At 58.2% G+C, this 26,717-nt stretch carries 20 protein-coding genes; 8 read left to right on the top strand and 12 right to left on the bottom strand.

What is annotated here, in order from left to right; all coding sequences use genetic code 11:
- The first annotated feature begins 13 nt into the window (after positions 1–13).
- Complete coding sequence (locus RVM24_RS02390) at positions 14–1,480, top strand: amidase (RefSeq protein ID WP_431474899.1); 1,467 nt, start codon at positions 14–16, stop codon at positions 1,478–1,480.
- Here the strand turns inward: RVM24_RS02390 and RVM24_RS02385 are convergent.
- From RVM24_RS02385 to RVM24_RS02370, 4 genes are all read right to left on the bottom strand, one after another.
- Positions 1,450–3,318: a sensor domain-containing diguanylate cyclase gene (locus RVM24_RS02385; protein ID WP_431474898.1), complete on the bottom strand. Its 1,869-nt coding sequence runs from the start codon at positions 3,316–3,318 to the stop codon at positions 1,450–1,452. The genes RVM24_RS02390 and RVM24_RS02385 overlap by 31 nt on opposite strands.
- A gap of 164 nt (positions 3,319–3,482) precedes the next feature.
- Positions 3,483–4,205, bottom strand: a complete 723-nt coding sequence (locus RVM24_RS02380) for a pseudouridine synthase (protein ID WP_286920868.1) — start codon at positions 4,203–4,205, stop codon at positions 3,483–3,485.
- Positions 4,205–7,282 (bottom strand): efflux RND transporter permease subunit, encoded by a 3,078-nt coding sequence (locus RVM24_RS02375; protein WP_431474897.1) that lies wholly within the window; start codon positions 7,280–7,282, stop codon positions 4,205–4,207. Before RVM24_RS02375 ends, RVM24_RS02380 begins: the two co-directional genes overlap by 1 nt.
- A gap of 5 nt (positions 7,283–7,287) precedes the next feature.
- A complete protein-coding gene (locus RVM24_RS02370; RefSeq protein ID WP_431474896.1) occupies positions 7,288–8,370 on the bottom strand; it encodes an efflux RND transporter periplasmic adaptor subunit in 1,083 nt (360 codons plus the stop codon).
- 342 nt (positions 8,371–8,712) lie between these two features.
- Here RVM24_RS02370 and ilvG point away from each other — a divergent pair, with 342 nt between their 5' ends.
- The 3 genes from ilvG (at position 8,713) to ilvD (ending at position 12,489) form a co-directional block, all read left to right on the top strand.
- A complete protein-coding gene (gene ilvG, locus RVM24_RS02365; protein WP_431474895.1) occupies positions 8,713–10,410 on the top strand; it encodes an acetolactate synthase 2 catalytic subunit in 1,698 nt (565 codons plus the stop codon).
- Complete coding sequence (locus RVM24_RS02360; RefSeq protein ID WP_431474894.1) at positions 10,407–10,688, top strand: ACT domain-containing protein; 282 nt, start codon at positions 10,407–10,409, stop codon at positions 10,686–10,688. The genes ilvG and RVM24_RS02360 overlap by 4 nt, the downstream gene beginning before the upstream one ends.
- Before the next feature lie 124 nt (positions 10,689–10,812).
- Positions 10,813–12,489, top strand: coding sequence for a dihydroxy-acid dehydratase (ilvD, locus tag RVM24_RS02355; RefSeq protein ID WP_431474893.1), 1,677 nt, complete (start codon positions 10,813–10,815; stop codon positions 12,487–12,489).
- Between the two features lie 470 nt (positions 12,490–12,959).
- On the opposite strand, the gene cynS is transcribed toward ilvD, so the two are convergent.
- From cynS to RVM24_RS02335, 4 genes are read right to left on the bottom strand one after another with little or no spacing between them, the layout of a single operon-like run.
- Positions 12,960–13,403: a cyanase gene (gene cynS / locus RVM24_RS02350; protein WP_431474892.1), complete on the bottom strand. Its 444-nt coding sequence runs from the start codon at positions 13,401–13,403 to the stop codon at positions 12,960–12,962.
- Between the two features lie 28 nt (positions 13,404–13,431).
- Positions 13,432–14,340, bottom strand: a complete 909-nt coding sequence (locus tag RVM24_RS02345) for an ABC transporter ATP-binding protein (RefSeq protein WP_431474891.1) — start codon at positions 14,338–14,340, stop codon at positions 13,432–13,434.
- Positions 14,341–14,397: 57 nt separating this feature from the next.
- Complete coding sequence (ntrB, locus tag RVM24_RS02340) at positions 14,398–15,225, bottom strand: nitrate ABC transporter permease (protein ID WP_058093073.1); 828 nt, start codon at positions 15,223–15,225, stop codon at positions 14,398–14,400.
- A gap of 2 nt (positions 15,226–15,227) precedes the next feature.
- A complete protein-coding gene (locus tag RVM24_RS02335) occupies positions 15,228–16,652 on the bottom strand; it encodes an ABC transporter substrate-binding protein (protein WP_058093072.1) in 1,425 nt (474 codons plus the stop codon).
- Positions 16,653–16,955: 303 nt separating this feature from the next.
- Between RVM24_RS02335 and RVM24_RS02330 the strand changes: the two genes are divergently transcribed.
- Positions 16,956–18,854: a sigma 54-interacting transcriptional regulator gene (locus tag RVM24_RS02330; protein WP_058093071.1), complete on the top strand. Its 1,899-nt coding sequence runs from the start codon at positions 16,956–16,958 to the stop codon at positions 18,852–18,854.
- Positions 18,855–19,348: 494 nt separating this feature from the next.
- On the opposite strand, the gene RVM24_RS02325 is transcribed toward RVM24_RS02330, so the two are convergent.
- On the bottom strand, positions 19,349–20,683 hold the full coding sequence (locus RVM24_RS02325; protein ID WP_058093070.1) for a sodium-dependent transporter: 1,335 nt from the start codon (positions 20,681–20,683) through the stop codon (positions 19,349–19,351).
- A 190-nt stretch (positions 20,684–20,873) separates the two neighbouring features.
- On the opposite strand from RVM24_RS02325, the gene RVM24_RS02320 reads away from it, so the two are divergent.
- Entirely contained in the window at positions 20,874–21,128 is a 255-nt protein-coding gene (locus RVM24_RS02320) for a hypothetical protein (protein ID WP_431474890.1), read from the top strand.
- Positions 21,129–21,250: 122 nt separating this feature from the next.
- Here RVM24_RS02320 and RVM24_RS02315 read toward each other — a convergent pair whose 3' ends face one another.
- The 3 genes from RVM24_RS02315 to RVM24_RS02305 form a co-directional block, all read right to left on the bottom strand.
- Entirely contained in the window at positions 21,251–22,429 is a 1,179-nt protein-coding gene (locus RVM24_RS02315; RefSeq protein ID WP_058093069.1) for an acetyl-CoA C-acyltransferase, read from the bottom strand.
- Positions 22,430–22,896: 467 nt separating this feature from the next.
- Complete coding sequence (locus tag RVM24_RS02310; RefSeq protein ID WP_286920588.1) at positions 22,897–24,045, bottom strand: acyl-CoA dehydrogenase family protein; 1,149 nt, start codon at positions 24,043–24,045, stop codon at positions 22,897–22,899.
- A gap of 80 nt (positions 24,046–24,125) precedes the next feature.
- Positions 24,126–24,887: an SDR family NAD(P)-dependent oxidoreductase gene (locus RVM24_RS02305; RefSeq protein ID WP_286254448.1), complete on the bottom strand. Its 762-nt coding sequence runs from the start codon at positions 24,885–24,887 to the stop codon at positions 24,126–24,128.
- A gap of 104 nt (positions 24,888–24,991) precedes the next feature.
- Here RVM24_RS02305 and RVM24_RS02300 point away from each other — a divergent pair, with 104 nt between their 5' ends.
- Positions 24,992–25,432, top strand: a complete 441-nt coding sequence (locus RVM24_RS02300; RefSeq protein WP_213466031.1) for a MerR family transcriptional regulator — start codon at positions 24,992–24,994, stop codon at positions 25,430–25,432.
- 49 nt (positions 25,433–25,481) lie between these two features.
- Entirely contained in the window at positions 25,482–26,648 is a 1,167-nt protein-coding gene (locus RVM24_RS02295) for an isovaleryl-CoA dehydrogenase (protein ID WP_286920587.1), read from the top strand.
- The last annotated feature ends 69 nt before the right edge of the window (positions 26,649–26,717 follow it).

Genomic DNA, 26,717 nt, shown 5'->3' with positions numbered 1-26,717 from the left:
TCTGGAGTACACCATGCAGTCCGAACACCAAGGTCCATTCCATTGCTTTCGTGATGATGCCATGGGCGAAGATGACGCAACCGGACTGGCGGCGCGCATTCGTGCTGGTGAAGTGTCAGCGCTGGACGTCACGAAAGCCGCCATTGAACGGGCTGAAATGGCACAGCCGGTGATCAACGGACTGGTTGCCACGGATTACGACCGAAGCCTTTCACTTGCCCGGAGCCTCGCAAAGCCTGAGGCCCCGTTTGCCGGTGTGCCCATGTTTATCAAAGACAACACCGACGTTCAGGGCCTGCCAACCCGCCATGGCTCGGCGGCCGTGCCCAGCAATACCGCCAGCAAAACCAGCCCGTTCGCTGAGCAGATGCTGGCACAGGGCTACCTGTGTCTGGGCAAGAGCACGCTGCCGGAATTCGGCTTTAATGCCACCACCGAGCCAGCCCATGGCGCCGCCACCCGTAACCCCTGGAATCTGCAATATTCCTCTGGCGCCTCCTCGGGTGGCGCTGCGGCCCTGGTGGCCGCCGGCGTTGTGCCTGTGGCCCATGCCAACGATGGTGGCGGGTCTATCCGAATCCCGGCGGCCTGCTGTGGGCTGATTGGGCTGAAACCCACCCGGGGCCGTGTGGTGGATAACGAGGCCGCCAAAACCCTGCCCATCAATATTGTCAGTGATGGAGTGGTCACCCGCTCTGTACGGGATTCCGCAGGCTTCATTGCAGCCGCGGACGAGTATTTACGCAACCCGGCCCTTCCCCGAGTGGGCCATGTGCGGGGTCCGTCAGGAAAGCAGCTGAGGATCGGAGTGGTTCTGGACTCGGTGACCGGCCACAAAACAGACCCGAAAACCCGCAAAACCGTGGAGGCCACCGCGCGCTATCTCGAGAAACTCGGGCATATCATCGAGCCGATGGATGCTCCCATTCCAGCGTCTTTTCCGGACGACTTTGCACTGTACTGGGGATTGCTGGCCTTCGGCGTGAAACTGCAGGGGCGCAAGTTGATGCACCCTCAGTTCGATAAGCGGCAAGTTGACGGACTGACCAACGGGCTGGAGAAAATGTTCCGGAAGAAACTCTGGAAATTGCCTGCGGCGCTCTGGCGACTCAAGCGCTCGCAGCAGGACTATGCGCGGCATATGTCCCAATACGATGCCGTGCTGACCCCGGTACTCGGCCAGACGACACCGCCACTGGGGCACCTGAGCCCGACAGTGCCGTTTGACCAGCTGTTTGACAGGCTGACCCGGTACGTCTGTTTCACTCCGCTAGCCAACACCACCGGGGCACCGGCCATCTCCGTACCCATGGCACTCACAGACGCGGGCCTGCCCGTTTCCGTTCAGTTCATGGCTCGACACGGTGATGAGCGCACCCTGCTGGAACTGGCTTACGCGCTTGAAGCCGACCATCCACTGCCCCTCATCTCACGCCTGGGCGATAATCGCTACGCGGGTGATGTGGCACTGATGGCCTGACCCTGATGCCGGTTAGCCACTACCCGGTTTCTGCCCTGCCCCTTGGCCTCGTAGAGTGCCTCGTCGGCGCAGGAAAAGATGTCCTTGGTGGCATCGGCACGGGAAGGTGACACACTGCACACACCAATACTGACGGTCAGGTGCAGTATTTCACCGGACACCCGGAAGGCGGTCTTCTCGATTTCCTTCCGAATCCGCTCTGCTACGCGCTCGGCGCCCTCTCCGGGAGTATCCGGCAGCAGTACCACAAACTCTTCCCCGCCATAGCGGGCAGCGAGATCCTGGGGGCGCGTCACGTGGCGCTTGATGCACTGGGCCACCATTTTCAGACAATCATCACCCACCAGATGGCCGTAGGTATCGTTGAATTTCTTGAAATGGTCGATATCCAGCACCAGCAGTGACACCACTTCCTCAAACCGGTAAGCATGTACCACGGACGACTGGAAAGCCTTGTCGAAATGCCCCCGGTTTTTCAGGCCGGTCAATGGGTCGGTAGCATTCAACTCCAGTAACTGCTCGTTCAGGGTTTCCAGATCCCGGGTACGTTCCTGCACCCGCTCTTCCAGCATGGCGTTGGCCTCCTGCTGCACCCGCAGCGACTTCTCCTGAGCCAGGCGAGCCTTGCGTTCTTCACGCAGGAGCCTCTGCTGCGCGGCAAATGAACGCTTCTTCTCCCGGTTCAAGCGGTCTGCCAGGGCCAGTGAGAGAAGGATGACACCAAGTGCCGAGCCCACCTGAGTGGCATTCTCTGTCAGCAGGTTGCGCGGCAGGAAGGTGAACTTGTTCAGGGCCAGTACAATTCCCCCAGACAGCATGAACACCCAGGCAACGGTGTAATAGCGAGCCGCCGGATCTTTCTTGATCCAACGCATCACGCTCAGCACCAGCATGGTCGAACAGCCCACCGCAGCGATCAGAATGGTGGGCAGAATCATGTGCTTGTAGGGAATAAACAGACCTGCCCCGGCCATCAGGCCCGCGGCCATGATCATCGCCATGGTCCAACGGTTCAGCCACGGGTGGTTCTCGCGGGTAACGCTGATAAAGCGGATACTGAAGGCCCCACCAAAGACAATCACCAGATTCAGGAACACAATGATGGACTGATCGTTCCACCAGGTGCCCTCCGGCCAAAGGTACTGGAAGCCAACCCCGTGAAGACTGGCCAGAAACAGGGGCATGGTGGTGATGTAGCCAACGTAGTAGAGAAAACTGCGCTCGCCCACGGCCATGAACACAAACAGGTTGTACAGGATCATCACCAGAACAATGCCGTAGTAGATACCTTCCAGCATACTGCGGCCCTGGTCTGCCGCATAAAACGCATCCCGCTCCCAGAGTGTCAGCGGCACCTGCATGGAGCTGGTGGTGTCCACCCGGAGGTATACCGTAACTGTTTCATTGGCTGGCAACAGCAAAGGCACAACAAAATGACGGTGGTGGATGGGCCGGTCGTAGAACGGCCGCTTGTCGCCCAGCAGCAGAGGTTCTTGAGCGTCAGGGAGGTAGACTTCGATATGGTCCAAGACCGGGTAACCAATTTCCATGAAATTGACGGCTTCCACTCCGGTGACGTTGGTCACTCGGAAACGGAACCAGTACACGTCATCGCTATAGCCGAAGTTCGCACTTTCGTCGCCACCGGCGGTCCAGGATTCATCTGGTAACTGAGTTACCTCCGAGAACGAGGTTCGCCCGTTTTCCAACCAGTAATCGACATGGGGCGCCAGTTCCAGTCGCTTCGAGTGCTTGTCCCAGGTTGCCGGCTCTGCCAACACTGACGATGGCAGCAGAAGACCGAGAGCAAGAATGAGCAGTAACGAGAGTCTTGGCACAGTGGGCCTCGGGTATAAGCATTTAGTGTAGTTATGTGCTTATCAACGAGTATGCTCCAAGCTTGGGCGCGGCGCCTGCCGCTAATACCAATCGACGCAAAATGACAAAAAAAGATACACAATGGTTATTAATCAAACACTTTTAGCCAATTGTTAAACGGGGCCTAGGAAAACACTTCAAGCACCCGGAGAAAGCTCTCTTCCGGCTCGGATACCAGTGTCAGCTCTTCGCCGGAGACCGGGTGCAACAAAGACAGCCTGGTAGCCGCCAGCATCAACCGGCCCTCGCCAAACCGTTCAGCAAAATACCGGTTATGGCGCCCCCGGCCATGGTTAGCATCACCGATGATGGGGTGGTTGATGTGTTTCATATGGCGGCGTAGCTGATGCTTTCGGCCGGTTTTCGGGTATAGCTCCACCAGGCTGTACCGGCTGGAGGGATAGCGTTCAATGGCCACCGGAATCTCAGTGGTCGCCAGCCTTCGGAAGTGAGTGAGCGCTTCCCGCACAGGCTGTTCAGTTCCACGTAAACGCCGGTCTTCCGGCTCATCTTTCAGCGGGTGGTCAATCACGCCAGACTCGGGCGCCCACCCCCTCACCATCGCCAGATACGCTTTCTCCACCTCGCCCGCCATCATGGCCTGCCCAACCAGGCGAGCAGTCTCCGGATCTCTGGCAAACAGCAAAACACCCGAGGTGGGCCGGTCCAGGCGATGCACCGGGTACACATGCTCGCCGCCATTCAGCGCACGGGCGTATTGCAGGGCAAACTCGGTTTCGTGTTTGTCGATGGGGCTTCTATGAACCAGAAGCCCCGCCGGTTTGTGGACCGCCAGCAGCCACTGATCGCGATAAAGTTCGACAAGAGGGTTGTCGGCGAATGGCATCAGGACTCCCGACCGAACAACGCCCTAACCCGCTGGCCGGCTTTCTCACCCAATACCAGCAACGCCGGCGTCAGGAGCAATGTCAGCAGGGTGGCAAAGGCAAGGCCACCGGCAATGGCGCTGGACAGCTGTGTCCACCACTGCGTTGAAGGGGCGCCCAGCCCGAGCGACGGCTCCAGCAGGTTGACGTTGACGCCCAGCACCATGGGCATCAGGCCCAGAATGGTGGTGATGGCTGTCAACAGCACCGGCCGTAAACGCAGGCAACCGGTTTCCAGAGCGGCCTCGTAGGCGGCCTTGCCCTCTTTCTTCATCTGGTTGAAGGTATCAATCAGGATGATGTTGTTGTTCACCACAATGCCTGCCAGGGCGATGATTCCCATACCCACCATCACCACCCCGAAGGACTGGCCGTTGACCAGCAGGCCCAGCAGCACGCCGGCGGTCGACAGCACAATCGCCGACAGGATCAGGAAAGTCTGGTAGAGAGAGTTAAACTGGGTAACCAGTATCAGCAGCATCAGGCCCACCGCCACCAGAAAAGCTGTGGTCAGGAAGGTGGCTGCCTGCTGCTGGTCTTCGTTTTCGCCGGCGAAGCGAACGCTTACCCCCTCGGGCGGCTCTGGCATTTCGGCCTGCAGGCTGCGCAAGACCTCATCCATGCGTCGGCCCGGGGCAACGTCGGATTTGATGGTAATGGTGCGCTGGCCGTCTACCCGGACAATGGAGCCGGTTTTATCCCCCGGTTCGAGGCTGACAAATTCCGACAGTGGCACCTGGCCGCGCGGGGTGTAGATGGTCTGGCGTTGCAGGTGGTCCAGCTCCCGCCAGTTGTTTGGAACCCGCACGGCAATATCGACTTCATCCCGGACATCTTCCGGCCGGTAGGTAGCCAGCACCAGGCCATTGGTGACCAGGCGCACGGCACTGCCTATGCTCAACACGTCGGTACCGAAGCGGGCCGCCGCTTCCCGGTCTACCTGCAGGCGCCACTCGATACCCGGCAGGCTGCGGTCATCCTCGATATCGGCGAAGCCACCCAATGCTCGCATCTGCCGCTGAATCTCATCCACATACTCATTCAGCTCGTCACTGTTCATACTGCTGACCTGAAGCTCTATGGGCTTGCCCTCTGCCGGGCCACCTTCCTGCTTGCGAAACTCCAGCTCGATACCAGGGATATCCCTGGTTCGTTCTCGAAAATCCTCCAGAATGTCGGTGGCGGTACGGCGTGTAAACCAGTCGTTGAACTGGAACTGCAACACCCCGATGACATCCGGCGCCAGCTGGCTGCTGGTTGACAGCATGGAACGCGCATACAGGGCTTTTACTTCCGGCATATTCTGCAAGCGCTGCTCCACCTGGCGCACAATGGCGTCTCTCTCCCACACAGACAGATCGCCCCGGGCGCGAACCTGCACCTGGGCAGAATCCGGTTCCACGCTGGGGAAAAATTCCACGCCGTGGTTGAAACGGCCATACGCCGCGTAGATCAGGATAATCACTCCCAACGCACCCAACAGGGTCAACCCCGGGCGGCGCAGTAAGGTGCCAAGGGTATTGCGGTAAATGATCATGAACCGCCCTTCCGTGGCGTCCTGATGCACACGCCGGCCGCCACTGACACCGCCCATCACTGGCAGGAACACCAGAGCCATGGCCAGCGAGGCGATCAGACAAATCAGCACCGTCATCGGCAGGAACTTCATGAACTCGCCCACAACTCCAGGCCAGAACAACAGGGGTACGAAAACCGCAAGCGTGGTGGCGGTTGAGGCTATAACCGGCCAGGCCATTCGCGAGGCGGCTTCTACCCAGGCAGTTTTCACCGGCTGACCATCGCTGAGGTTCCGGTCCGCCAGCTCAGACACCACAATGGCACCATCCACCAGCATGCCCGCTACCAGAATCAGGCTGAACAGCACCACGATATTGAGGGTCAGCCCCATACTCCAAATCACCAGGATACCGGTCAGGAATGCGCCCGGAATGGTCAGACCCACCAGGAACGCGGAGCGGGGCCCCATGGTGGCAATGACTACAATGATGACCAGCACGATGGCGGTCATCACGTTGTTCAGGAGGTCAGACAGAATATCCCGAACTTCATCGGACTGATCCATGATGTAACGAATGTCCAGAGTGTCTGGCAGCCGTGGCCTGGCGTCGTCGATCAGCGCGCGGATTTTCTCGATGGTTTCAATGATGTTGGCGCCTGAGCGTTTGGACACTTCCAGCACCAGTGCCGGCTCGCCGTTAATTCGAGCAAAACCGGTAGGGTCTTTGAAGGTGCGCTGCAGCATGGCCACATCGCCAAAGGTGACCACCGAATCGCCGTCTACCTTCACCGGCATCGACATCACATCCTCGATGGTCTCGATTACCCCCGGCACTTTCAGGGCCATCCGGCCATTGCCGGTGTCCAGGGAGCCAGCGGCAACCAGCTGATTATTGCGCGTGACCAGAGAGGCCAACTGGTCGAAGTCAATGCCGTAGCTCTCCAACACCTGGGCATCCACCACGATTTCCAGAAGATCCTCGCGGTCACCGCCAATGTCGACTTCCAGAACTTCCGGAATCGCTTCGATGGCATCCTGCAGGCGACGGGCAATGGTGATGAGCTCACGCTCGGAGAGTGGGCCAGACAAACCGATCGACAGCACGGGAAACAGGGAGACGTTGATCTCATTTACCCGGGGCTCGTCGGCTTCCTGGGGCAACTTGGTGCGGGCTGTGTCCACCTTTTCTCGGACATCCTGCAGCGCTTTGTCGGGATTGAAGCCTGCATCGAACTCCAGCATCACCGAAGCGTGGCCTTCCGCAGCATTGCCCCGCATCTCCTTGATGCCCTCCAGAGATCGCAGTTCCTGTTCCATCGGCCGCACCAATAGCCGTTCGGCGTCTTCGGGGCTGATGCCCTCCAGGGTCATGGATACATATATCATGGGTATGGTGACGTCAGGGTTGGATTCCTTGGGAATCGCCTGATAGGCCGCCATGCCGCCCAGTAACAGAAACAGGAACAGCAACAAGGTGGTGCGGCTGCGGTCCATGGCCGCCGAAATCAGCGCTCGCATGGCCGTTAACCCCGCCGATCCGAGCGATCAACGGGCTCGACCTGTTCACCCTCGGCCACAAAACCGCCACCACGGGTAATCAGGCGAATCTGCTCCGGCAGGCCAGACACCCAGGCACCGTTGGTGGAAACGCTCAACAGCTGAACGTTCTGGAAGACCACAGCGTTGCTGTCATTCACATACTTCACGCCGGGCCGGCCGTCATCGTCCAGGCTCAGATACGCTGGTGAGATAAAAATCGCATCCTGCTCGGGCAACTGGATATTCAGGTTGGCCGTGCCGCCAGCTGCGCGTTTCTGTTCCGGATTCTCCACCACAATTTCAACGGCAAAACTGCGGGTTTCGGGGCTTGCCGCGCTGGCAACAAAACTGACCACGCCGGCCAGTCGGGTACCATCCAGAAGATTAACCTCCACGGCCTGCCCCGGCTGAACATCTTTCACGGTTTGCTGTGGAATCCTGCCGGTGGCTTTCAGCCGGTCAATCTGCACCAGCTCCAGCATCGGCGTACCCACCTGCACCAGATCGCCCTGCTCCACATCTTTACGGTTAACCACGCCGTCAAACGGGGCCTCGGGCCGAAGGTGCCTGACCGCAAGTTCCGCAGCCGCCAGCTCCGCCCGGGCCGCCGCCAGGTCACTCTGCAGCCTGAGAATGTCGGTCTCCGCCGCCAGGTTGTTGGCCCTCAACCGGCGCGCGGCGGCAAGGTCAGCCTCCAGCTTTTGAATGTTGGCGCGCCAGCGCTCTACAACGGCGTCCCGGCCATCAACAGACAGCTGCAACAACTCCTGCCCGGCACGAACGCTTTGCCCCAGCTCTACCTGCATTCGCTCAACCGTGCCGGCTACCCGCGCACCCACCATCACCGAACGCCAGGGCTCAAGCTGGCCCTGCAGTTTCAGAGTTGGTTGGTAACGGGTTGCTTCAAGGGTCTCAATTTCAACCCGAATCCTTTCTGCATCCTGCACCTGTGGCTCATCCGGTGCCTCTTTACTGGCTACCTTTACATCGCCAGTCGCCATCCAGACAACCAGCAGCACAAGTATCAGAAGTGACAGCCCGAGAGAGCCCAATTTTGCTTTCGTCATGTAACACTCGCCACGGAATCGTTCTTATTGGTGGCCCTGACAACCCACGCTCGGCGGGCGAGGCCACATTTCCGGCAATAAACGGTTGCAACCGGATTTAAACGTGGGTTAGATTCTACACACATTGTTTGGATCAATTCAGAGCAGACTGTCGATTTTATGAATCTCAACGCAATGGTTGTCATCGTGAAGCTAGTCCTGGTGGTCGTGGTACCGTCCGGGGGCTTTTGCGTGGACAAGCGGGTGAGATAGCGACAACCTGACAAAGACACCAGAAACCCCCGGCACCGAAAGGTCCCGGGGGTTTCTTTTTTGCGGCAAAGAAAAAAGGGAAAAACGAGCATGAACGGCGCACAGCACATTCTTGAAGCGTTCCACCGCCACAACATCCATACCGTATTCGGCTATCCGGGTGGCTGCATCATGCCGCTATACGATGCCCTGGTGGACGATGTGGGTGTGGAGCACGTGCTGTGCCGCCACGAACAGGCGTGCGCCCTGGCTGCCGATGGATATGCTCGGGCCAGTGGCGAGATCGGCGTTTGCATCGCCACCTCTGGCCCCGGCGCCACCAACCTGATCACCGGCGTTGCCAATGCCTATATGGATTCCATCCCCATGCTGGTGATCACCGGGCAGGTTCCATCCGGATTGATTGGCACCGATGCCTTCCAGGAAACGGACATTCTGGGTATGACCCTGGGCATCGTGAAACACAGTTACCTGGTAGACGACGCAGAGGCCCTGCCCGCCATCATGGAAGAAGCCATTAACCTGGCCCAGAGCGGCCGGCCAGGACCGGTATGGATTGATATTCCCAAAGACATTCAGTTAACGGAGATCGAGGCGCCGGCTGCTGCAACCTGCGCTCAGCCAGATCCGCTTTGCCCGGAGATTTCCGACGCCCTGGCCATGCTTTACTCAGCCAAACGCCCCCTGCTCTACAGTGGCGGCGGCGTATCTCTGGGCCGTGCTGAAGACAGCTTCCGTGAATTTGCCAACACTTCTGCCTTGCCGGGTGTTGTGACCCTCAAGGGGATTGGCAACCCGGGCAAGAACAATCCTCACAGCCTCGGCATGTTGGGCATGCACGGCTCCCGGGCGGCCAATAAAGCGGTTGATGAATGCGACCTGCTGCTGGTTATCGGCGCCCGCCTGGACGACCGTGCCACCGGCAAACTGGACGGCTTCGCGCCCAACGCCCGGATGATTCACATCGACGCCGACGCCGCCGAGATCAACAAGCTGCGACCGGCAGACCTGGCCCTGCGGGGTGACCTGAACCGGATATTGCCTGCGTTCACTGAGGCTTTGAAGGAGAAGCCTCTGGCCATTGCCCACTGGCAGAAGCAATGCCGAACCTGGCACACCACCGGTGGCTTCCAGGCTGCGGACAACGAGGAAGCCCTGGCGCCGATCACCGGCCCCGCGTTTATCCGCCAGCTTTCACGGATTACGCCGGATGATACGGTCATCGCCTGTGACGTTGGCCAGCACCAGATGTGGGTTGCCCAACATTACGAATTCGACCGCCCACGCCACCATCTGACCAGTGGCGGCCTGGGCACCATGGGCTTCGGCCTGCCGGCGGCCATTGGCGCCCAGTTTGCGAATCGTCGCGGCACGGTCATCAATGTCACCGGTGATGGCTCGTTCATGATGAACGCCCAGGAGCTGGCCACCATTCGCCGCTATAACCTGCCGCTGAAGCTGATCATTCTGGATAACCAGTGTCTGGGCATGGTGCGCCAGCAGCAGGAGTTGTTCTACAACAACCGGGAAAGCCACATCAATCTGGACGACAACCCGGATTTTGTGGCTATGGCGCGGGCGTTTGATATCCCGGCCCTGCACATTGAGCGCACCGATCAGATTCGCCGGGGCATTGAGACGATCCTGGCTTACGACGGCCCGATGTTGCTGCACGTGGCCATCAGCCGGGAGGAGAATGTCTGGCCGATTGTGAAACCCGGCGCCAGTAACCGAGACATGATTGACGAAAACCGTCGCACTACCACCAGCAAGGAGCACGTAGCATGAGCGCGCAAGCACAAACAGCGTTACCGAGTTATACGTTGAACTGTCGGATGAATCAGGAGGCGGCGGCGCTGGAGCGGCTTTGCCAGGTGGTTCGGGTTCGGGGGTTCCAGATTTCGCGTATGACCATGGAGTCTGCCGATGACTACCTGGATATCGCCCTGACCCTTTCCGGCAGTCGGCCTATTGCCATGTTACGCTCTCAGTTGGAGAAGCTGCATACAGTTGTGGATGTGGGCCTTCAGGAACAGGGGGCATCGGTTCGCTCAGTTTTGGCTTAAGGGGCTGGCTCGGGCTTCTAGCTTGGGTTCCTAGCCTTCGGGTTTACGGGCGGGTACGTGGGGTGTGGGGATTTGTGGGTTTTGCTGGTTGGAAGACTTTTTACTTTTGATGGGAGGCACTTTTATGACCACGGATAAACGACGTCGTTATTCCGCACCGGTGGTGGATGGTATTAACAAGTCTGCCAGTCGCGCGATGTTGCGTGCGGTGGGGTTTCAGGATGAGGACTTTCGGAAGCCGCAGGTGGGTATTGCCTCTACCTGGAGTAATCTGACGCCCTGCAATATGCACATTGACGGTCTGGCCCGGGAAGCGGCCAAGGGGGCAGATGCAGCGGGCGGCAAGAGTCTGATTTTTAACACCATCACGATTTCAGACGGCATTGCCAACGGCACGGAGGGGATGAAGTATTCGCTGGTGTCGCGGGAGGTGATTGCGGATTCCATTGAAACCGTGGCCGGTTGTGAGGGTTTTGACGGGCTGGTGGCGATTGGTGGGTGTGATAAGAACATGCCGGGTTGCATGATGGGGTTGGCGCGGCTTAACCGGCCGTCGGTGTTTGTTTACGGCGGTACCATTATGCCCGGTGAGAATCACACCGATATCATTTCGGTTTTCGAAGCGGTGGGTGCCCATGCCCGCGGCAATATGGACCTGATTGAGGTGAAGCAGATCGAGGAAACCGCCATTCCGGGGCCGGGTTCCTGTGGGGGTATGTACACGGCCAATACCATGGCCTCGGCCATTGAGGCCATGGGCATGAGCCTGCCGGGCAGTTCGGCGCAGAATGCGGTGTCTGACACCAAACTGGCTGACTGCGAAGCCGCTGGTGCAGCGGTACTGAAGCTCCTGGAAGCAGACATCAAGCCTTCCGACATCATGACTCGTGAGGCTTTCGAGAACGCGATTACCGTGGTCATTGCCCTGGGCGGTTCCACCAACGCGGTGCTGCACCTGCTGGGTATGGCCAGTACCGTAGGTGTGGAGTTGTCGCTGGATGACTTCGTGCGCATTGGCAAACAGGTTCCGGTGTTGGCGGACCTGCGCCCGTCTGGCCATTACATGATGTCGGAGCTGGTGGCCATCGGCGGTATCCAGCCGTTGATGAAGATGCTGCTGGAGAGGGGCCTGCTGCACGGCGACTGCATGACGGTGACCGGCAAAACCCTGGCTGAAAACCTCGCGACGGTAACCCCCTACCCGGAGGACCAGCAGATCATACGGGCCTTTGAAAACCCTATCAAAGCAGACAGCCACCTGCGCATTCTGTTTGGCAACCTGGCACCGGAAGGCTCCGTGGCCAAAATCACCGGCAAGGAAGGCACCCACTTCTCCGGCAGGGCACGGGTATTCCATTCAGAAGAAGAAGCGCAGGAGCGCATCCTTGACGGCACCGTGGTGGCCGGCGATGTGCTGGTCATCCGCTACGAAGGCCCCAAAGGCGGCCCCGGCATGCGGGAAATGCTAAGCCCAACTTCCGCCATCATGGGCAAGGGCCTGGGCAGCGATGTTGCCCTGATCACCGACGGCCGGTTCTCCGGCGGCAGCCACGGCTTCGTGGTTGGTCACATCACCCCGGAGGCGGCCGTTGGTGGGCCGATTGCCCTGGTAGAAGATGGCGACACCATCACCATTGATGCAGTCAACAACTCTATCATCCTGGAGATCTCTGAAGAGGAAATGGAGAAACGCCGCCAGGCCTGGACGCCGCCCGAGCCAAGGTTCACTCGAGGTGTTCTCGCCAAGTATGCCCGGGTGGTCAGTTCTGCATCTACGGGGGCCGTTACTGACCTGCCCTAGTCCGGACTGGGGGTCGGGCTTGGGCTCCTAGCCTGCTGGTTGAGGGGCGGGTACCGTTTGGCTTGGGCTCCCAGCCTTCCGGTTTGCGGGCGGGCTTGCGGGGTGGCTGTTGAATTTTTTTTGGAAAAACAACTTGCTTCGCTCAGACATCTTTTTCCGGCAAAAAATCCAACAACCACCCCGCGCCGACGGGCATTGGCGGGTATTCGCTTGATAACAAGGCCGGTATTTTTTGTGCCGAAAGGGGAATTGATCGAATTAGTGCAACGCTCTCTTCAAACCTGAATTTGCTTTAGTTTCTTTTTGCCTTTGGTATTCCTGTGCTGCACGTCGGTAGGGGGGTATGGGGTATTTTTCTGGCAGGGAAAAAGATGTCTGAGCGAAGCGAGTTGTTTTTCCCAGAAGAAAAATACCCCATACCCCCCGTACCCGCCCCATAACCAGAAGGCTAGGAGCGGGCAAACTCAAAACTACCAAGCTTTGTAAGGCAGGAACTTCCCGTTAAGTTTAACCACCACCCGGTCACCCTTGGGGTTCTCTTCTTTCTCGATATCCATGGTGAAATCAATCGCACTCATAATGCCATCACCAAACTTCTCATGGATCAGCTCCTTCATGGTGTCGCCATACACACCCACAATCTCATACAAACGGTAGATCAGCGGGTCCTGGGGCACCCCGCCTTCCCAAGCTTTCTTCGGGCACGCCTGCAATGCTTCTGCCACCGGCTTGTCCAGGCCCAGGGTTTCGCACAGGGCGAACGCCTTGTCTTCGGTAAAGCTGTTCATGCCCAGGCAGGCTGAGGTGGTGAACACCGGGGACATGCCAATGGATTCAGCAATCGCTTCCCAGGTCATGCCCTTGGCAACTTTGGCTTCCAGGATTTTTGCAGTCATCAGTTCTTTGTTCATCATGGTCATTTCCTCTTGTGGACAATCAACATCAAGCATTCACCGCTCGCGCGGTGGTTTCGGTCTTTGTCTCGGATTCGGCCGGCACCGGGTCGGGCGTCAGCTCATCGGTGCTGGGGTCTACTACTCTCGGGCTGCCATCCTGCTCCGGCAGCGCTGAACCACTTCGATTCACCAGAAAATCCACCAGGTAATGCCGGATCTTTTGATGGGCAGGGTTCTGGAAAATGGTGGCCCGGGAGCGCGGGTGTGGCAGGTTTACCTTCACGCTTTCGGCAATGCGGGCATTGGGGCCGTTGGACATCAGGAAGATGCGGTCAGACAGCAGAATGGCCTCGTCCACATCGTGGGTGATCATGAACACGGTCTGGCGGGTTTCTTCCCAGATTTTTACCAGCTCGTCCTGAATCACCCCACGGGTGAGGGCATCCAAAGCGCCGAAGGGTTCATCCAGCAACAGCAGCTCTGGCTGGGTGGCGAAGGCGCGGGCGATGCTCACCCGCTGGCGCATACCGCCAGACAGCTGGGAGGGCTTGCGGTCCATGGCGTGGTCCAGACCGACCATTTTCAGGTATCGCTCGCTGTGTTCTCGCACCTTCTCTTTGGACCAGCTGGGCCAGCGAGCCTTCACAGCAAAGATGATGTTGTTCAGGGCGGTTTTCCAGGGCAACAGGCTGTAGTTCTGAAACACCACGCCGCGCTCCAGGCCCGGGCCTTTCACTTCTTTTCCGTTCATCACCACGTTGCCGGTACTGGCCTCGTCCAGGCCGGCCAACACGTTCAGGATGGTGGATTTGCCGCAGCCGGAATGGCCGATGATGCACACAAACTCACCTTTCTGAAGGGCGAATCGGATATCTTCGAAGACCGTCAACTCACCGCCCTGGCCGTCTGGGTATACCTTCGACAATCCATCTACTTCCAGGAATGACTTACTCATATCAATTCTCCAGTCGGAGGGTTCTGGCGGGCGCCAGACAACCGGCGCCCTGCCCGATCATTCTTTGTATTCAACCAGCTTCTGAGCCTTGCCCAGGGCCAGGTCCAGCAGCATGCCCACCACGCCGATCATCAGGATGGAGAAGATCACACTGGCGAGGTCCAGGTTGTTCCACTCGTTCCACACGTAGTAGCCAATGCCGGTTCCGCCCACGAGCATTTCCGCCGCCACAATCACCAGCCAGGCGATACCGATGGAGATGCGCATGCCGGTGAGGATGGTTGGTGCTGCCGCCGGCAGAATCACCGTAATCGCGGTCTTGAACGGATTGAGCTCGTGGGTGCGGGCCACGTTGACCCAGTCCGACCGCACGTTGGCCACGCCGAAGGCGGTGTTCAGCAGCATGGGCCAGATGGAGCAGATGAAGATCACGAAGATGGCCGACGCATCCGAATCCTGGATGATGAACAGGGCCAGCGGCATCCAGGCCAGGGGCGAGATGGGCCGAAGCACCTGAATGTAAGGGTTGAGCGCTTTGTACATCAGCGGCGACATGCCAATCAGAAAGCCCAATGGCAGGGCAATCGCCATGGCCGCCAGATACCCCGTCAGCACCCGGTAAACCGAGTAGGCCAACTGAATGCCGATGCCTTTATCGTTGGCGCCGGCGTCGTAAAACGGGTTAGACAGCTCCGCCCAGGCCACTTTGATGACTGCTGATGGCGGCGGCACACGAGATTCTGACCCCGAGACGCCCATCAGCAATTCATACTCTGACGTAGCCTCCGTCGCCGCGGGCGGCTGGGTGGCCATTTCCCACATGCCAAGTGCCAGGATCAGGAAAGACACCGACAGCAGTGCTGCCCTCACATTCAACGAGGCCATGATCAAATCCTCCCGATGGCGAAGCTACGGGCATACTCTTCCGGAGTTTCCGGATCAAAGGTTTTGCCCATGATGGTGTGGGTTTTGTAGGTTTCGGTGGGTGCGCTGTACCCCATCTCGCGCATTAGCTTGCCGGTTTCACCCGCCAGGTAGACCTGCTCAGCGATGCCCTTGTAATCCACATCGCCCTCAATGTATCCCCAGCGTTTCATCTGGGTCAGAATCCACACGCCCATGGAATGCCACGGGAACGGGTCGAAATCGATGCGGTCGGGCACGTTCTGCACCTCGCCCAGGCCATCGGCGTAGCGGCCTGTCAGCACTTGCTGGATCACCGGTACCGGCTGGTTCAGGTAGTTCCGCGGGGCAATGGCCTCGGCGATCTCTTTGCGATTTTCAGGCTCATTGGAGTACTGGGTGGCGTCGATGATGGCGCGCAGCAGAGCGCCGTAGGTATTCGGATTCTGGCTGGCAAACTTCTGGCTGCAGGCGAAGGCGCAGCATGGGTGCCCTTCCCAGATATCTTTGGTGAGCATGTGAATGAAGCCGACTTTTTCCCAGACGGCACGCTGGTTGAACGGGTCTGGTGACAAGTAGCCATCCAGGTTGCCGGCGCGCAGGTTGGCGACCATCTCAGGTGGCGGAACCACCCGGATCTGAACGTCTTTATCCGGATCAATGCCGTTTTCAGCCAGGTAATAGCGCAACAGGAAGTTGTGCATGGAGTATTCAAACGGCACACCAAACTTGAAGCCCTTCCATTGCTTTGGGTCACGCTTGTCCATGTGATCCACGTGCAGCACGATGGCCTGGCCATTGATGTTCTCCACCGCCGGCATGATGAACGGCTCCGGCGTGGAACCGGCGCCCATGGTCATGGCCAGGGGCATGGGAGTGAGCATGTGTGAGGCGTCGTATTCACCCGCCAGAGACTTGTCCCGAGCCACGGCCCAACCGGCCGTTTTGGTGACGGTAACATCCAGGCCATAGCGCTCATAAAACCCCATCGGAGCGGCCATAATGATGGGCGTGGCACAGGTGATCGGCACAAAGCCAACGTTCAGCTTGGTTTTCTCCAGCTTGCCGAGCGACTCCTTCACCGCCGCCTTGGCTTTGTCCATGGGGAACACGGAGCCCAGCAAAGCGGCTGCGGTCCCTGCCCCCATCATCTTCATAAAGCTGCGGCGGCTGTGATCGTTATGGCCGAACACGGAGCGCACCACAGCGCTTTCGATGGCACGGTCCATCATGGCTTCGGAATCCATCCCGGCCGCAGAGCCTGTGGCTTGCTCGCCCCCTGTCTGTCGAAGGTTCAGCGATACAGACGGCAGGCTGTCACCAGGCTTACATTCCGGGCAACCACAGGTTTTCGCGTGGATAAGTGACTGGTCGCCGTCAAACGGGTTTCCAAGGCTTTTGGTTGTCATGGTGCACTCTCCCTACTCTCAGATAGTTTTTTTGCACTCTTGCGGTGCAACTAAGACTCTGGTTCTGCCCGGCCAGAATTTGGCCTTGGCAAACAGCACGTTCTGAGATGACTATTGCGGGGTTCGTGCCAACTTTATGAAAACCTCTACCTCATTGTTTTTATGGGGTTTAATACAAACGAATGCTAACCCGGCGAACTACGATATTTCGTAAACCACGATTTCTCGTAGCGAGCGCTTCGATTTTTCGTAGTTGGCATAGGCTTTGTTTGGGTTTTACCGTCACTCAAGCGGAAGCCCGGCATGAACCAGCCCGAACGCATCGAAACACACCAATGGATCAACCACCTACCAGAGGCTGCCCTTCTGGTGGATGCGGGCCAGGACCTGATCCTCGCTGCCAACAGCGCCATGGCGCGAATGGCGGGCACCGACAGACAATCCATTGCCAGCATGGCATGTACCCAGCTGTTTGCTGACCAGCGGCCCCAGCTGATCAATTTCACCGAAGAAACCCTCTTTCGCAGCCACAGCTGGAGCCGTGACTTCCACCTGAAACACCGGGACGGCCACACGGTTGAACTGGAAATTTCTTCTTCCTGCGTGGGAGAAGCCGAAGCGCAAACCCTGTTACTGCTGCTGCGTGACCGGCGACAACTGAGAACCCTGCGCGAACGCCACGAAGCCAATCACTACCACCGGGGCGGTTTGCTGGAGTGGCGGCGAGTGGAAGAACTGTTCAAGGATATGGAGCGGGAGAACCAGCTGATTCTCCACGCCGTGGGCGAAGGCATTTACGGGGTAGACGCCGAAGGCCGCACCACCTTCGCCAACCCTGCCGCCGAGCGCATGCTGGGCTGGCGAATGGATGAACTTATGGGGCGGGTAATACACCGGGTTGTGCATCACTCCCACGAAGACGGCAGCCTGTTCCCACTGAAAGAATGCCCCATTTACGGCGCTTTCCGGGATGGCAGCATCAAGCGCGTTGGCGACGACTGGTTCTGGCGCAAAGACGGCACCGGGTTTCCGGTGGAATACACCAGCACCCCGATCATGGACAACGGCCACCCGGTGGGTGCGGTGGTGGTTTTCCGGGACATCTCCGCAAGGTTGCAAGCCCAGAAGGAACTGCAGTCAGCACTGGAAGAAGTCGAAAGCCTGAAACGCCGGCTGGAAATGGAAAACGCCTACCTGCAGGAAGAACTCAGTGCGGAGTTCCACTTCCACGAAATCCTCGGCCAGAGCGACGCCATCAAGGCCATCGTGCGGCGCATCGGCATGGTAGCCCCGACAGACGCCAACGTTCTGATCACTGGCGAATCCGGCACCGGCAAAGAGTTGATTGCCCGCGCCATTCACCAGGCCAGCACCCGACGCGACCGCCCGCTGATCCGGGTAAACTGCGCCGCAATTCCAAAAGACCTGTTTGAGAGCGAGTTCTTCGGCCACATCAAAGGCGCCTTCACCGGCGCCGTGAACGACAGAATCGGCCGATTCGAACTGGCCGACGGCGGCACCCTGTTTCTGGATGAAGTGGGTGAAATCCCTTTGGAATTGCAGGGCAAGCTGTTGCGGGTGCTTCAGGATCAGCAGTTCGAACGCGTGGGTGAGAACAAGACTCGCGCCGTCGATGTAAGAGTGATTGCCGCCACCAACCGGGATCTAAAATCGGAGGTGCAGGAGAAGACCTTCCGGGAAGACCTGTATTTTCGCCTCAACGTCTTCCCTATCGAATCCATCCCCCTGCGCAGGCGGCTTGAAGATATTCCCATGCTGGCCCAGGAATTCCTGAACCGGGCCTGCCAGAAGTTCAACCGGCCACCGCTGGTTCTGACAGAACGAGATGTGAGTACCCTCAAGGCCTACAATTGGCCGGGCAACGTTCGGGAACTGGAAAACGTCATCGAACGCCAGGTGATTACCGCCGATGGCCGCCTGGATCTGGACCTTCCCGGTGCCGAGACTCCCGCGCATACCGCAGCAAACTCAACGCCATCGCGCCATTACGATAGTGAGTTGTTGACCGAGGTAGACTTGAAGGAGCTGGAGAAACAGAACCTGATCAAGGCGCTGAAAATGACGGGCGGGCGCATTTTCGGAGACGACGGCGCGGCGGCACTTCTTGGCATCAAGCCAACGACCCTTAATTCCCGTCTGGGCAAACTTAAGCTTGATGCCCGGCAGTTTCGGGCTTCTTGAGTGTTGGCTTGGGTTTCTGGGTTCGGGCTTGGGCTCCTGGCCTTCTGGTTGGGGGGCGGGGTTTGGCTTGGGCTCCTAGCCTTCTAGCTGTGCGGGCGGGCTTGCGGGGTGGCTGTTGGATTTTTTTTGGAAAAACAACTCGCTTCGCTCAGACATCTTTTTCCGGCAAAAAATCCAACAACCACCCCGCGCCGACGGGCATTGGCGGGTAGTAGCTTGACAAAAACACTTGTAGGTTTTGCGATTAGAGAGGGAAAGGATAGATTCAGTGCAACACTCACACTTACTTCAGGGTACTTTCTTTGCTTTTACCCTCGGCATTCCTGTACTGCACGTCGGTAGGGGGGTATGGGGTATTTTTCTGGCAGGGAAAAAATGTCTGAGCGCAGCGAGTTGTTTTTCCCAGAAGAAAAATACCCCATACCCCGCGTACCCGCCCGCACACCCAGAAGACTAGGAGCCCAAGCCAGACCCCCAGCCGAAAACCCAGAATGCTAGGAACCAAAGCCAAGCTGGCTGAGCGCGTAGGTGACTACAATCCAGAGCAACACCAGCACCGGCAGAAACCGCCCGACCAGGTACATACGCCACTCCCACCAACGGCTTTCTGTTCCAAGAACAGTGCGGATGCGTTGGGGCGGGATGAACCAGCAGAACAATGCGGCACCGAATACTCCGGAGAAGATAATCACGTTCCCACCAGCCACACGATCAATAACGTCCAGCACCGGCTCACCGGCAATGGTCCATTCAAGGGGCGTGAAACTGAGTGCTGAGGCGGTACCAAGCACTAGCATGACAACCGTTACGATACTCACTGCGGCCACGTTACTCAGCCGGAACTCCTCCGCCACCGCGGCAATCATCACCTTCAGACCCGCCAGGCTGGAACTGAATGCGGCCATGAAGAACAGCGCGAAGAAGAGCACGCCAACCCAGTAACCACCACGCATGTCTTCGAACACTTGCGGCATGGTCACAAACGCCAGCTGACTGCCTTCGGTAGGCTCCATGCCCAGACTGAACACAAACGGGAAAATCATCCATCCCGCCAGCAAGGCAACACTGGTCTCGGTACCGGCAACGACCAGGCAAGCTCGGGGCACGTGGGTTTTGCGGGGAATAAAACTGCCATAGGTGACCAGATATCCCTGCCCAATGGCGAGAGTATAAAAGGCTTGCCCGAAGGCAAACGCCCACAGACGACCGTCTGCAAGCCGGGTCCAGTCCACGTCAAAAAAGAAGGACTTGGTTTGCTCCCAACCCGGCGTCGTCGAGGCAAACAGCATCAGCCCTATCATCACCAACAGCAGCACGGGCATCAGCATTTTCGAGAAGACCTCGATAGCCTTCACATCCCGAGCCAGGATGATGGCAGCCAGTACCGTTACGATCAGGAAGTACCATAGCGAGTTGTAACCGGCACTGTATTCACTGAACACGCGAAGGTCGTCCGTGGCAGCATCCACCGCATAGCCCAGCGTCCAGCCGGTAATCACCAGGTAATAGCTGGTGATGGCCATGGTGATCAGCACCACAAACCAGCCGTAGATGGCCCCAAACCGGTTCACCTGCCGGAAGGTCTGAACGGTACTGCCCTCAGACAGCCGACCAGCTGCGACCTCCAGAATCATGATCGGCAGAACGACAACCACAAGCGCCAGCAAGTAGGCCACCACGAAAGCCCCGCCACCGTTCTCCCCAACCATGTAGGGAAACCGCCAGAGGTTCCCGAGGCCGACGGCTGCAGCGGCCATGGAGAACACAAATGCGGGCTCGGAACTCCATTGTTTTCGGGATTCCTCGATAAACTCGTGGCGCTTGTTCAACGGTACCTGGCTCCCCGTGATATGGCTTATTTGCACGGAAGCCTAACAAATCAGCCGTTACGGTTCATGACTGGGGTCAACGCGTTCTTGGTTCCTGGTCATCGGGCTTGGGCTTGGGCTTGGGCTTGGGCTTGGGCGCCCAGCCTTCCGGATGTGCGGGCAGGCTTGCGGGGTGGCTGTTGGATTTTTTTTGGAAAAACAACTCGCTTCGCTCAGACATCTTTTTCCGGCAAAAAACCCAACAACCACCCCGCGCCGACGGGCATTGGCGGGTATTCGCTTGATAACAGAGCCAATATATTTGGCACTTAAAATTGCAAAAGATCGATTCAGTACGATGGTCGCGCTTATTTCAGGGTGCTTTCGTTGTTTTTTCCTTGGTATTCCTGTGCTGCACGTCGGTAGGGGTGTGGGGTATTTTTCTGGCAGGGAAAAAGATGTCTGAGCGAAGCGAGTTGTTTTTCCCAGAAGAAAAATACCCCACACCCCGCGTACCCGCCCCCACAACCAGAAGGCCAGGAGCCCAAACCAAACCCCACACCAAAACCAGAAGGCTCAGAACGGAACTCAGACCACCTCGATGGCCACCGCAGTTGCTTCACCACCACCAATGCACAGCGATGCCACACCACGCTTCAGGCCACGTTGTTTGAGGGCGTTGATCAGGGTAATGATGATACGGGAGCCAGAGGAGCCGATGGGGTGGCCCAGGGCGCAGGCGCCGCCGTGCACGTTGACCTTTTCTGCAGGTAATTTCAGCTCATTGATGGCGGCCAGGGTGACCACTGCGAAGGCTTCGTTGATCTCGAACAGGTCGACATCATCCAGCGTCCAACCGGCTTTTTTGACCACTTTCTCAATGGAGCCAATCGGGGCCAGCGTGAACTCTGCCGGCAAGCGGGCATGGGTGGCGTGGGCCACGATTCTGGCTTGGGGAATCAGGCCATGGGCATCGGCTTCGGCGGCAGATGCCAACACCAGCGCGGAGGCCCCATCGCTGATGGAGCTGGAGTTGGCGGCGGTTACCGAGCCGTCTTTGGCGAAGGCGGGTTTCAACTGGGGGATTTTTTCGGGTTTGGCGTTGCCCGGTTGTTCGTCGGTGTCTACTTCCGTGTCACCACCCCGGCCAGAGACGGTAACCGGAACGATTTCATCCCGGAACCAGCCGTTTTCGATGGCCGCCAGGGCCTTTTGCAGGGAACCGATGGCGAACTCGTCCATGGCCTGGCGGGTGATGTTGTATTTATCAGCGGTGCGCTGGGCAAATACGCCCATCAGCCCGCCTTCGTAGGCGTCTTCCAGGCCATCCAGGAACATGCTGTCCATCACCTGGCCGTGGCCCATGCGCATGCCGACGCGGGCTTTCGGTAACAGATACGGTGCCTGGCTCATGTTCTCCATACCTCCGGCGATCATGATGTTGTTGGTGCCGGCTTTGATCTGGTCGTGGGCCATGATGACGGCTTGCATGCCGGAGCCGCACATTTTGTTGATGGTGGTGCAGCCACTGCTATCCGGAATACCGGCAGCGCGGGATGCCTGCCGCGCAGGTGCCTGGCCGAGGCCGGCGGGTAGCACGCAGCCCATGATGATTTCCTGTATATCGGCCGGCTGCAGCCCGGCACGATCAATGGCCGCCTTGATGGAAACGGCACCCAGTTCCGGTGAACGCACAGAGCTCAAAGAGCCCATCATGCCCCCCATCGGGGTTCTGGCGGAGCCTGCTATTACGATATCGTTGTTCATGGCTTTGTTCTCCTTCAACGGAATCTGATTGGTTTTCTGGTTTTGTTAATCGGTCTTGTTTGGGCTCCTAGCCTTTCGGGTGTGCGGGCGGGTACGCGGGGTATGGGGTATTTTTCTTCTGGGAAAAACAACTCGCTTCGCTCAGACATCTTTTTCCCTGCCAGAAAAATACCCCATACCCCCCTACCGACGTGCAGTACAGGAATGCCAAGGGTAAAAACAAAGAAAGTACCCTGGGGTAAGTGTGAGTGTTGCACTGAATCTATCCTTTCCCTTTCTAAGCGCAAAACCTACAACGGTTTTTATCAAGCGACTACCCGCCAATGCCCGTCGGCGCGGGGTGGTTGTTGGATTTTTTGCCGGAAAAAGATGTCTGAGCGAAGCGAGTTGTTTTTCCAAAAAAAATCCAACAGCCACCCCGCAAGCCCGCCCGCAAACCGGAAGGCTGGGGGCCCAAGCCAGCCCCCTCAGCGCCCAAGTACCGAACGGGCAATAATCTCCTTCATCACCTCTGAAGTACCGCCGTAAATCCTCTGCACCCGAGCATCGATAAAGTTCCGGGAAATCGGATATTCGGTGGTATAACCGTAGCCCCCAAATAACTGCAAACAACCATCGGCCACGCGGCACTGCATCTCCGTGGCGCTGTACTTGGCCATGGACGCCGTGGGCGCATCCAGTTTGCCGTCTTCGTATTCGCGGATGCACTGGTCAACAAACGCCTTGTTGATGCGGTAGTCCGTCTCCATACGGGCGATTTCGAAGCGGGTGTTTTGCAGCTGGCTGAGTTTCTGGCCGAACAGTTCCCGCTCCTGGGCGTAGGCAATGGTCAGGTCCAGAGAGCCTCGGGCGGCGGCAACGCCCAAGGCGCCGATCACCAGGCGTTCGCGGGGTAGTTCCCGCATCAGGTACATGAAGCCCTGCCCTTCCTCGCCTAGCAAAGCCGATGAGGGAATGCGCATGTCAGAGAAGAACAGTTCGGAGGTATCACCCGAGTGCTGGCCGATTTTGTCCAGGTTGCGGCCTTTACTGAAGCCCGGCAATGAGGTGTCCACCAGGAACAAACTGATGCCCCGGGCGCCGGCTTTCGGGTCGGTTTTCGCGGCGACGATCACCATGTCGGCGTGCTGGCCGTTGGTGATGAAGGTTTTGGAGCCGTTGAGGATGTAATCGTCACCATCATTTACCGCACTGGTGCGCATGGCCTGCAGGTCACTGCCGGCGCCGGGTTCGGTCATGGCGATGGCGCCGACGGCTTCGCCGGAAACCATTTTTGGTAACCATTGCTGGCGTTGGGCCTCGTTGCCGATGTGGCTGAGGTAAGGCGCCACGATGTCGGAATGCACCATCACATTGGTAGACAACGCCCCGAAGCCCATGCGGGCCATTTCTTCGCCCACCACCACAGAAAACTGGAAAGGCGCACCAATGCCGCCGCAGTCTTCCGGCACGTCGACACACAGTAAACTGGCGTTGCCCAGGGTATTCCAGAGCTCCCGTGGCACGATGCCGCTTTTCTCCCAGGCCTCGTAGTGCGGTTTCACCTCGGCTTCCAGAGCCTTGATCACCGACTCCCGAAACATGGCCAATTCTTCTTGATCGACGTGGTTGGTCATATTACTCACCTGTTGTTATTCGTTCGCTTGTGGCGAATCCAATTGCCTGAACCCGCTTGTGGCGGGTGGTTTGCGTCAATTCACTTGGGTGCCATGCGCAGGGCGCAATCCAGGCGAATCACTTCGCCGTTCAGAATCGGGTTGCGCACCATCTGGTCTACCATCATGCCGAACTCTTCCGGCTTACCCAATCGCTTGGGAAACGGCAGTGTCGCCGCCAGGCTGTCCTGCACTTCTTCCGGCATACCGGCCATCATCGGTGTCATAAACAGGCCGGGGGCGATGGTGTTCACGCGGATACCTTCACGGGCCAGCTCGCGGGCGGATTGCAGAGTCAGTGCCACAACCCCGCCCTTGGAAGCACTGTAGGCGGCCTGGCCAATCTGGCCCTCGTAAGCTGCCACAGAAGCGGTGTTGATGATCACACCGCGCTCGCCATCGGCGTTGGGCTCACGCTGAGCCATGTCGGCTGCGGCCAGGCGAAGGATGTTGAAGGTGCCAATCAGGTTTACCTGAATCACCTTGCTGAAGCTGTCCAGTGGCATCACACCTTCCCGGCCCAGGATCTTCGCCGCCGGCGCGATACCTGCGCAGTTAACCGCAACACCGCAGGGGCCATGGGCCTCCCGTGCGGCGTTGATGGCGGCCTCGGCACTTTCCGCAGAGCTCACATCGCACTCGACAAAAATGCCGCCAATGTCTGCGGCTACCTTTTCACCCTGCTCTTTCTGAAGATCCAGGATGGCCACCTTGCACCCGGCCGCAGCCAAAGCCCGCGCCGCGCCCTCGCCCAGCCCGGAAGCCCCGCCTGTTACAATGGCTGCCACATTCTTGAATTCCATCATGCACTCCTATTCTCAGGATTGTATTTGTTGAAAATCGGACCCGAAAACTACTTTACGTTTACGTAAACTTTATCTAACCTTGGTCTAAAAAGGAAATCGTGATGAACGAAAAAAGAACCTTCAGCATCAGCGAGCTCTCCCAGGAGTTCGACGTGACAACCCGAAGCATCCGATTCTACGAGGATCAGGGCCTGCTCAAGCCCACCCGAAGGGGCCAAACCCGGATCTTCAGCACCAAAGACCGGGTTCGGTTGAAGCTTATTCTCCGGGGCAAGCGCATGGGCTTCTCCCTGGCAGAGACCAGGGAACTGTTCGACCTGTGGGACGAAACCCTCACCGGTAACGAAAAACAGCTTTTGAAGATGCTGGAAATCCTCGCCGACAGGCGCGCCCAGCTCGAACAACAGAAAAACGACATTGCCCAGGCGGAAATGGAAATCGAAACCGCCGAAACCCGGTGCCGCGAAGCACTGGAAGACCTGCAGAAGAAAAAGAAACAACAAGGCGCAGGGCAAAAAGAATCCAAACAAACCGTCACCTGAGCGTGGCCAAGCACACAGACCCAATTCAAGAACAACAAGGTAGCCAACGATGAAATCACAATACTCAGAACTCAACTTCGGTCTCGGCGAAACCCTCGACATGCTGCGCGAACAAATCAACGGCTTCGCCGCCGCTGAAATCGCACCCCGTGCCGAAGAAATCGACCGCAACAACGAGTTCCCCATGGACCTGTGGCGGAAAATGGGCGACATGGGCCTGCTGGGTATCACCGTGGGCGAACAATACGGCGGCTCAGACATGGGCTACCTGGCGCACGTCATCGCCATGGAAGAAATCAGCCGCGCCTCCGCCTCCGTTGGTCTGTCTTACGGTGCCCACTCCAACCTGTGCGTGAACCAGATCCACCGCAACGGCACCGAAGAGCAAAAGCAAAAATACCTACCCAAACTCATCAGCGGCGAACACATCGGCGCGCTGGCCATGTCTGAGCCCAACGCCGGCTCTGACGTTATCTCCATGAAACTCAGCGCCCGTGACGAAGGCGACCACTTCGTCCTCAACGGCAACAAAATGTGGATCACCAACGGCCCGGACGCCAACACCTACGTGATCTACGCCAAAACCGACGTAAAAGCCGGCTCCAAAGGCGTCACCGCCTTCATCGTAGAACGCGACTACCCAGGCTTCAGCCGCCACCAGAAACTCGACAAACTCGGCATGCGCGGCTCCAACACCTGCGAACTGGTGTTCGAAGACTGCAAAGTACCCAAAGAAAACGTCCTCGGCGGCGAAGGCAACGGCGCCCGCGTTCTCATGAGCGGCCTCGACTACGAACGCCTCGTCCTCTCCGGCGGCCCGCTCGGCATCATGCAAGCTGCCATGGACGTAGTCGTACCCTACATCCGCGAACGCAAACAATTCGGCCAGGCCATCGGCGAATTCGAACTGGTACAGGGCAAAGTCGCCGACATGTACACCTGGATGAACACCGCCAAATCCTACGTCTACATGGTCGCCATGTCCGCCGACCGCGGCGAAACCACCCGCAAAGACGCCGCCGGCGCCATCCTCTACTCCGCCGAAATGGCCACCAAACTGGCCCTGGACGCCATCCAACTGCTCGGCGGCAACGGCTACATCAACGAATACCCGACCGGGCGCCTGCTGCGAGACGCCAAACTCTATGAAATCGGTGCCGGCACGTCCGAGATTCGACGGATGTTGATCGGGCGGGAGCTGTTCCTGAACAAGTAAACGCCGTTCCAAGCCAGGGGCTTCCAGAGCGTTAAGGAAGCCAGCACCCAAAGTACGACGAGGGCCTGG

The organism is Marinobacter sp. KM021 (genome assembly GCF_050707965.1).
In the GTDB taxonomy this organism is placed as follows: domain Bacteria; phylum Pseudomonadota; class Gammaproteobacteria; order Pseudomonadales; family Oleiphilaceae; genus Marinobacter; species Marinobacter shengliensis.
The sequence above is the reverse complement of the archived record's forward strand: the minus strand, read 5'-3'. Positions and strand labels throughout refer to the sequence as shown.

Coding starts and splice junctions, on each gene's coding strand:
- RVM24_RS02390 (WP_431474899.1), top strand. CDS start 14: ATGCAGTCCGAACACCAAGGTCCATTCCATTGCTTTCGTGATGATGCC.
- RVM24_RS02380 (WP_286920868.1), bottom strand. CDS start 4,205: ATGCCATTCGCCGACAACCCTCTTGTCGAACTTTATCGCGATCAGTGG.
- RVM24_RS02375 (WP_431474897.1), bottom strand. CDS start 7,282: ATGCGAGCGCTGATTTCGGCGGCCATGGACCGCAGCCGCACCACCTTG.
- RVM24_RS02370 (WP_431474896.1), bottom strand. CDS start 8,370: ATGACGAAAGCAAAATTGGGCTCTCTCGGGCTGTCACTTCTGATACTT.
- ilvG (WP_431474895.1), top strand. CDS start 8,713: ATGAACGGCGCACAGCACATTCTTGAAGCGTTCCACCGCCACAACATC.
- RVM24_RS02360 (WP_431474894.1), top strand. CDS start 10,407: ATGAGCGCGCAAGCACAAACAGCGTTACCGAGTTATACGTTGAACTGT.
- ilvD (WP_431474893.1), top strand. CDS start 10,813: ATGACCACGGATAAACGACGTCGTTATTCCGCACCGGTGGTGGATGGT.
- cynS (WP_431474892.1), bottom strand. CDS start 13,403: ATGATGAACAAAGAACTGATGACTGCAAAAATCCTGGAAGCCAAAGTT.
- RVM24_RS02345 (WP_431474891.1), bottom strand. CDS start 14,340: ATGAGTAAGTCATTCCTGGAAGTAGATGGATTGTCGAAGGTATACCCA.
- ntrB (WP_058093073.1), bottom strand. CDS start 15,225: ATGGCCTCGTTGAATGTGAGGGCAGCACTGCTGTCGGTGTCTTTCCTG.
- RVM24_RS02335 (WP_058093072.1), bottom strand. CDS start 16,652: ATGACAACCAAAAGCCTTGGAAACCCGTTTGACGGCGACCAGTCACTT.
- RVM24_RS02330 (WP_058093071.1), top strand. CDS start 16,956: ATGAACCAGCCCGAACGCATCGAAACACACCAATGGATCAACCACCTA.
- RVM24_RS02315 (WP_058093069.1), bottom strand. CDS start 22,429: ATGAACAACGATATCGTAATAGCAGGCTCCGCCAGAACCCCGATGGGG.
- RVM24_RS02310 (WP_286920588.1), bottom strand. CDS start 24,045: ATGACCAACCACGTCGATCAAGAAGAATTGGCCATGTTTCGGGAGTCG.
- RVM24_RS02305 (WP_286254448.1), bottom strand. CDS start 24,887: ATGGAATTCAAGAATGTGGCAGCCATTGTAACAGGCGGGGCTTCCGGG.
- RVM24_RS02300 (WP_213466031.1), top strand. CDS start 24,992: ATGAACGAAAAAAGAACCTTCAGCATCAGCGAGCTCTCCCAGGAGTTC.
- RVM24_RS02295 (WP_286920587.1), top strand. CDS start 25,482: ATGAAATCACAATACTCAGAACTCAACTTCGGTCTCGGCGAAACCCTC.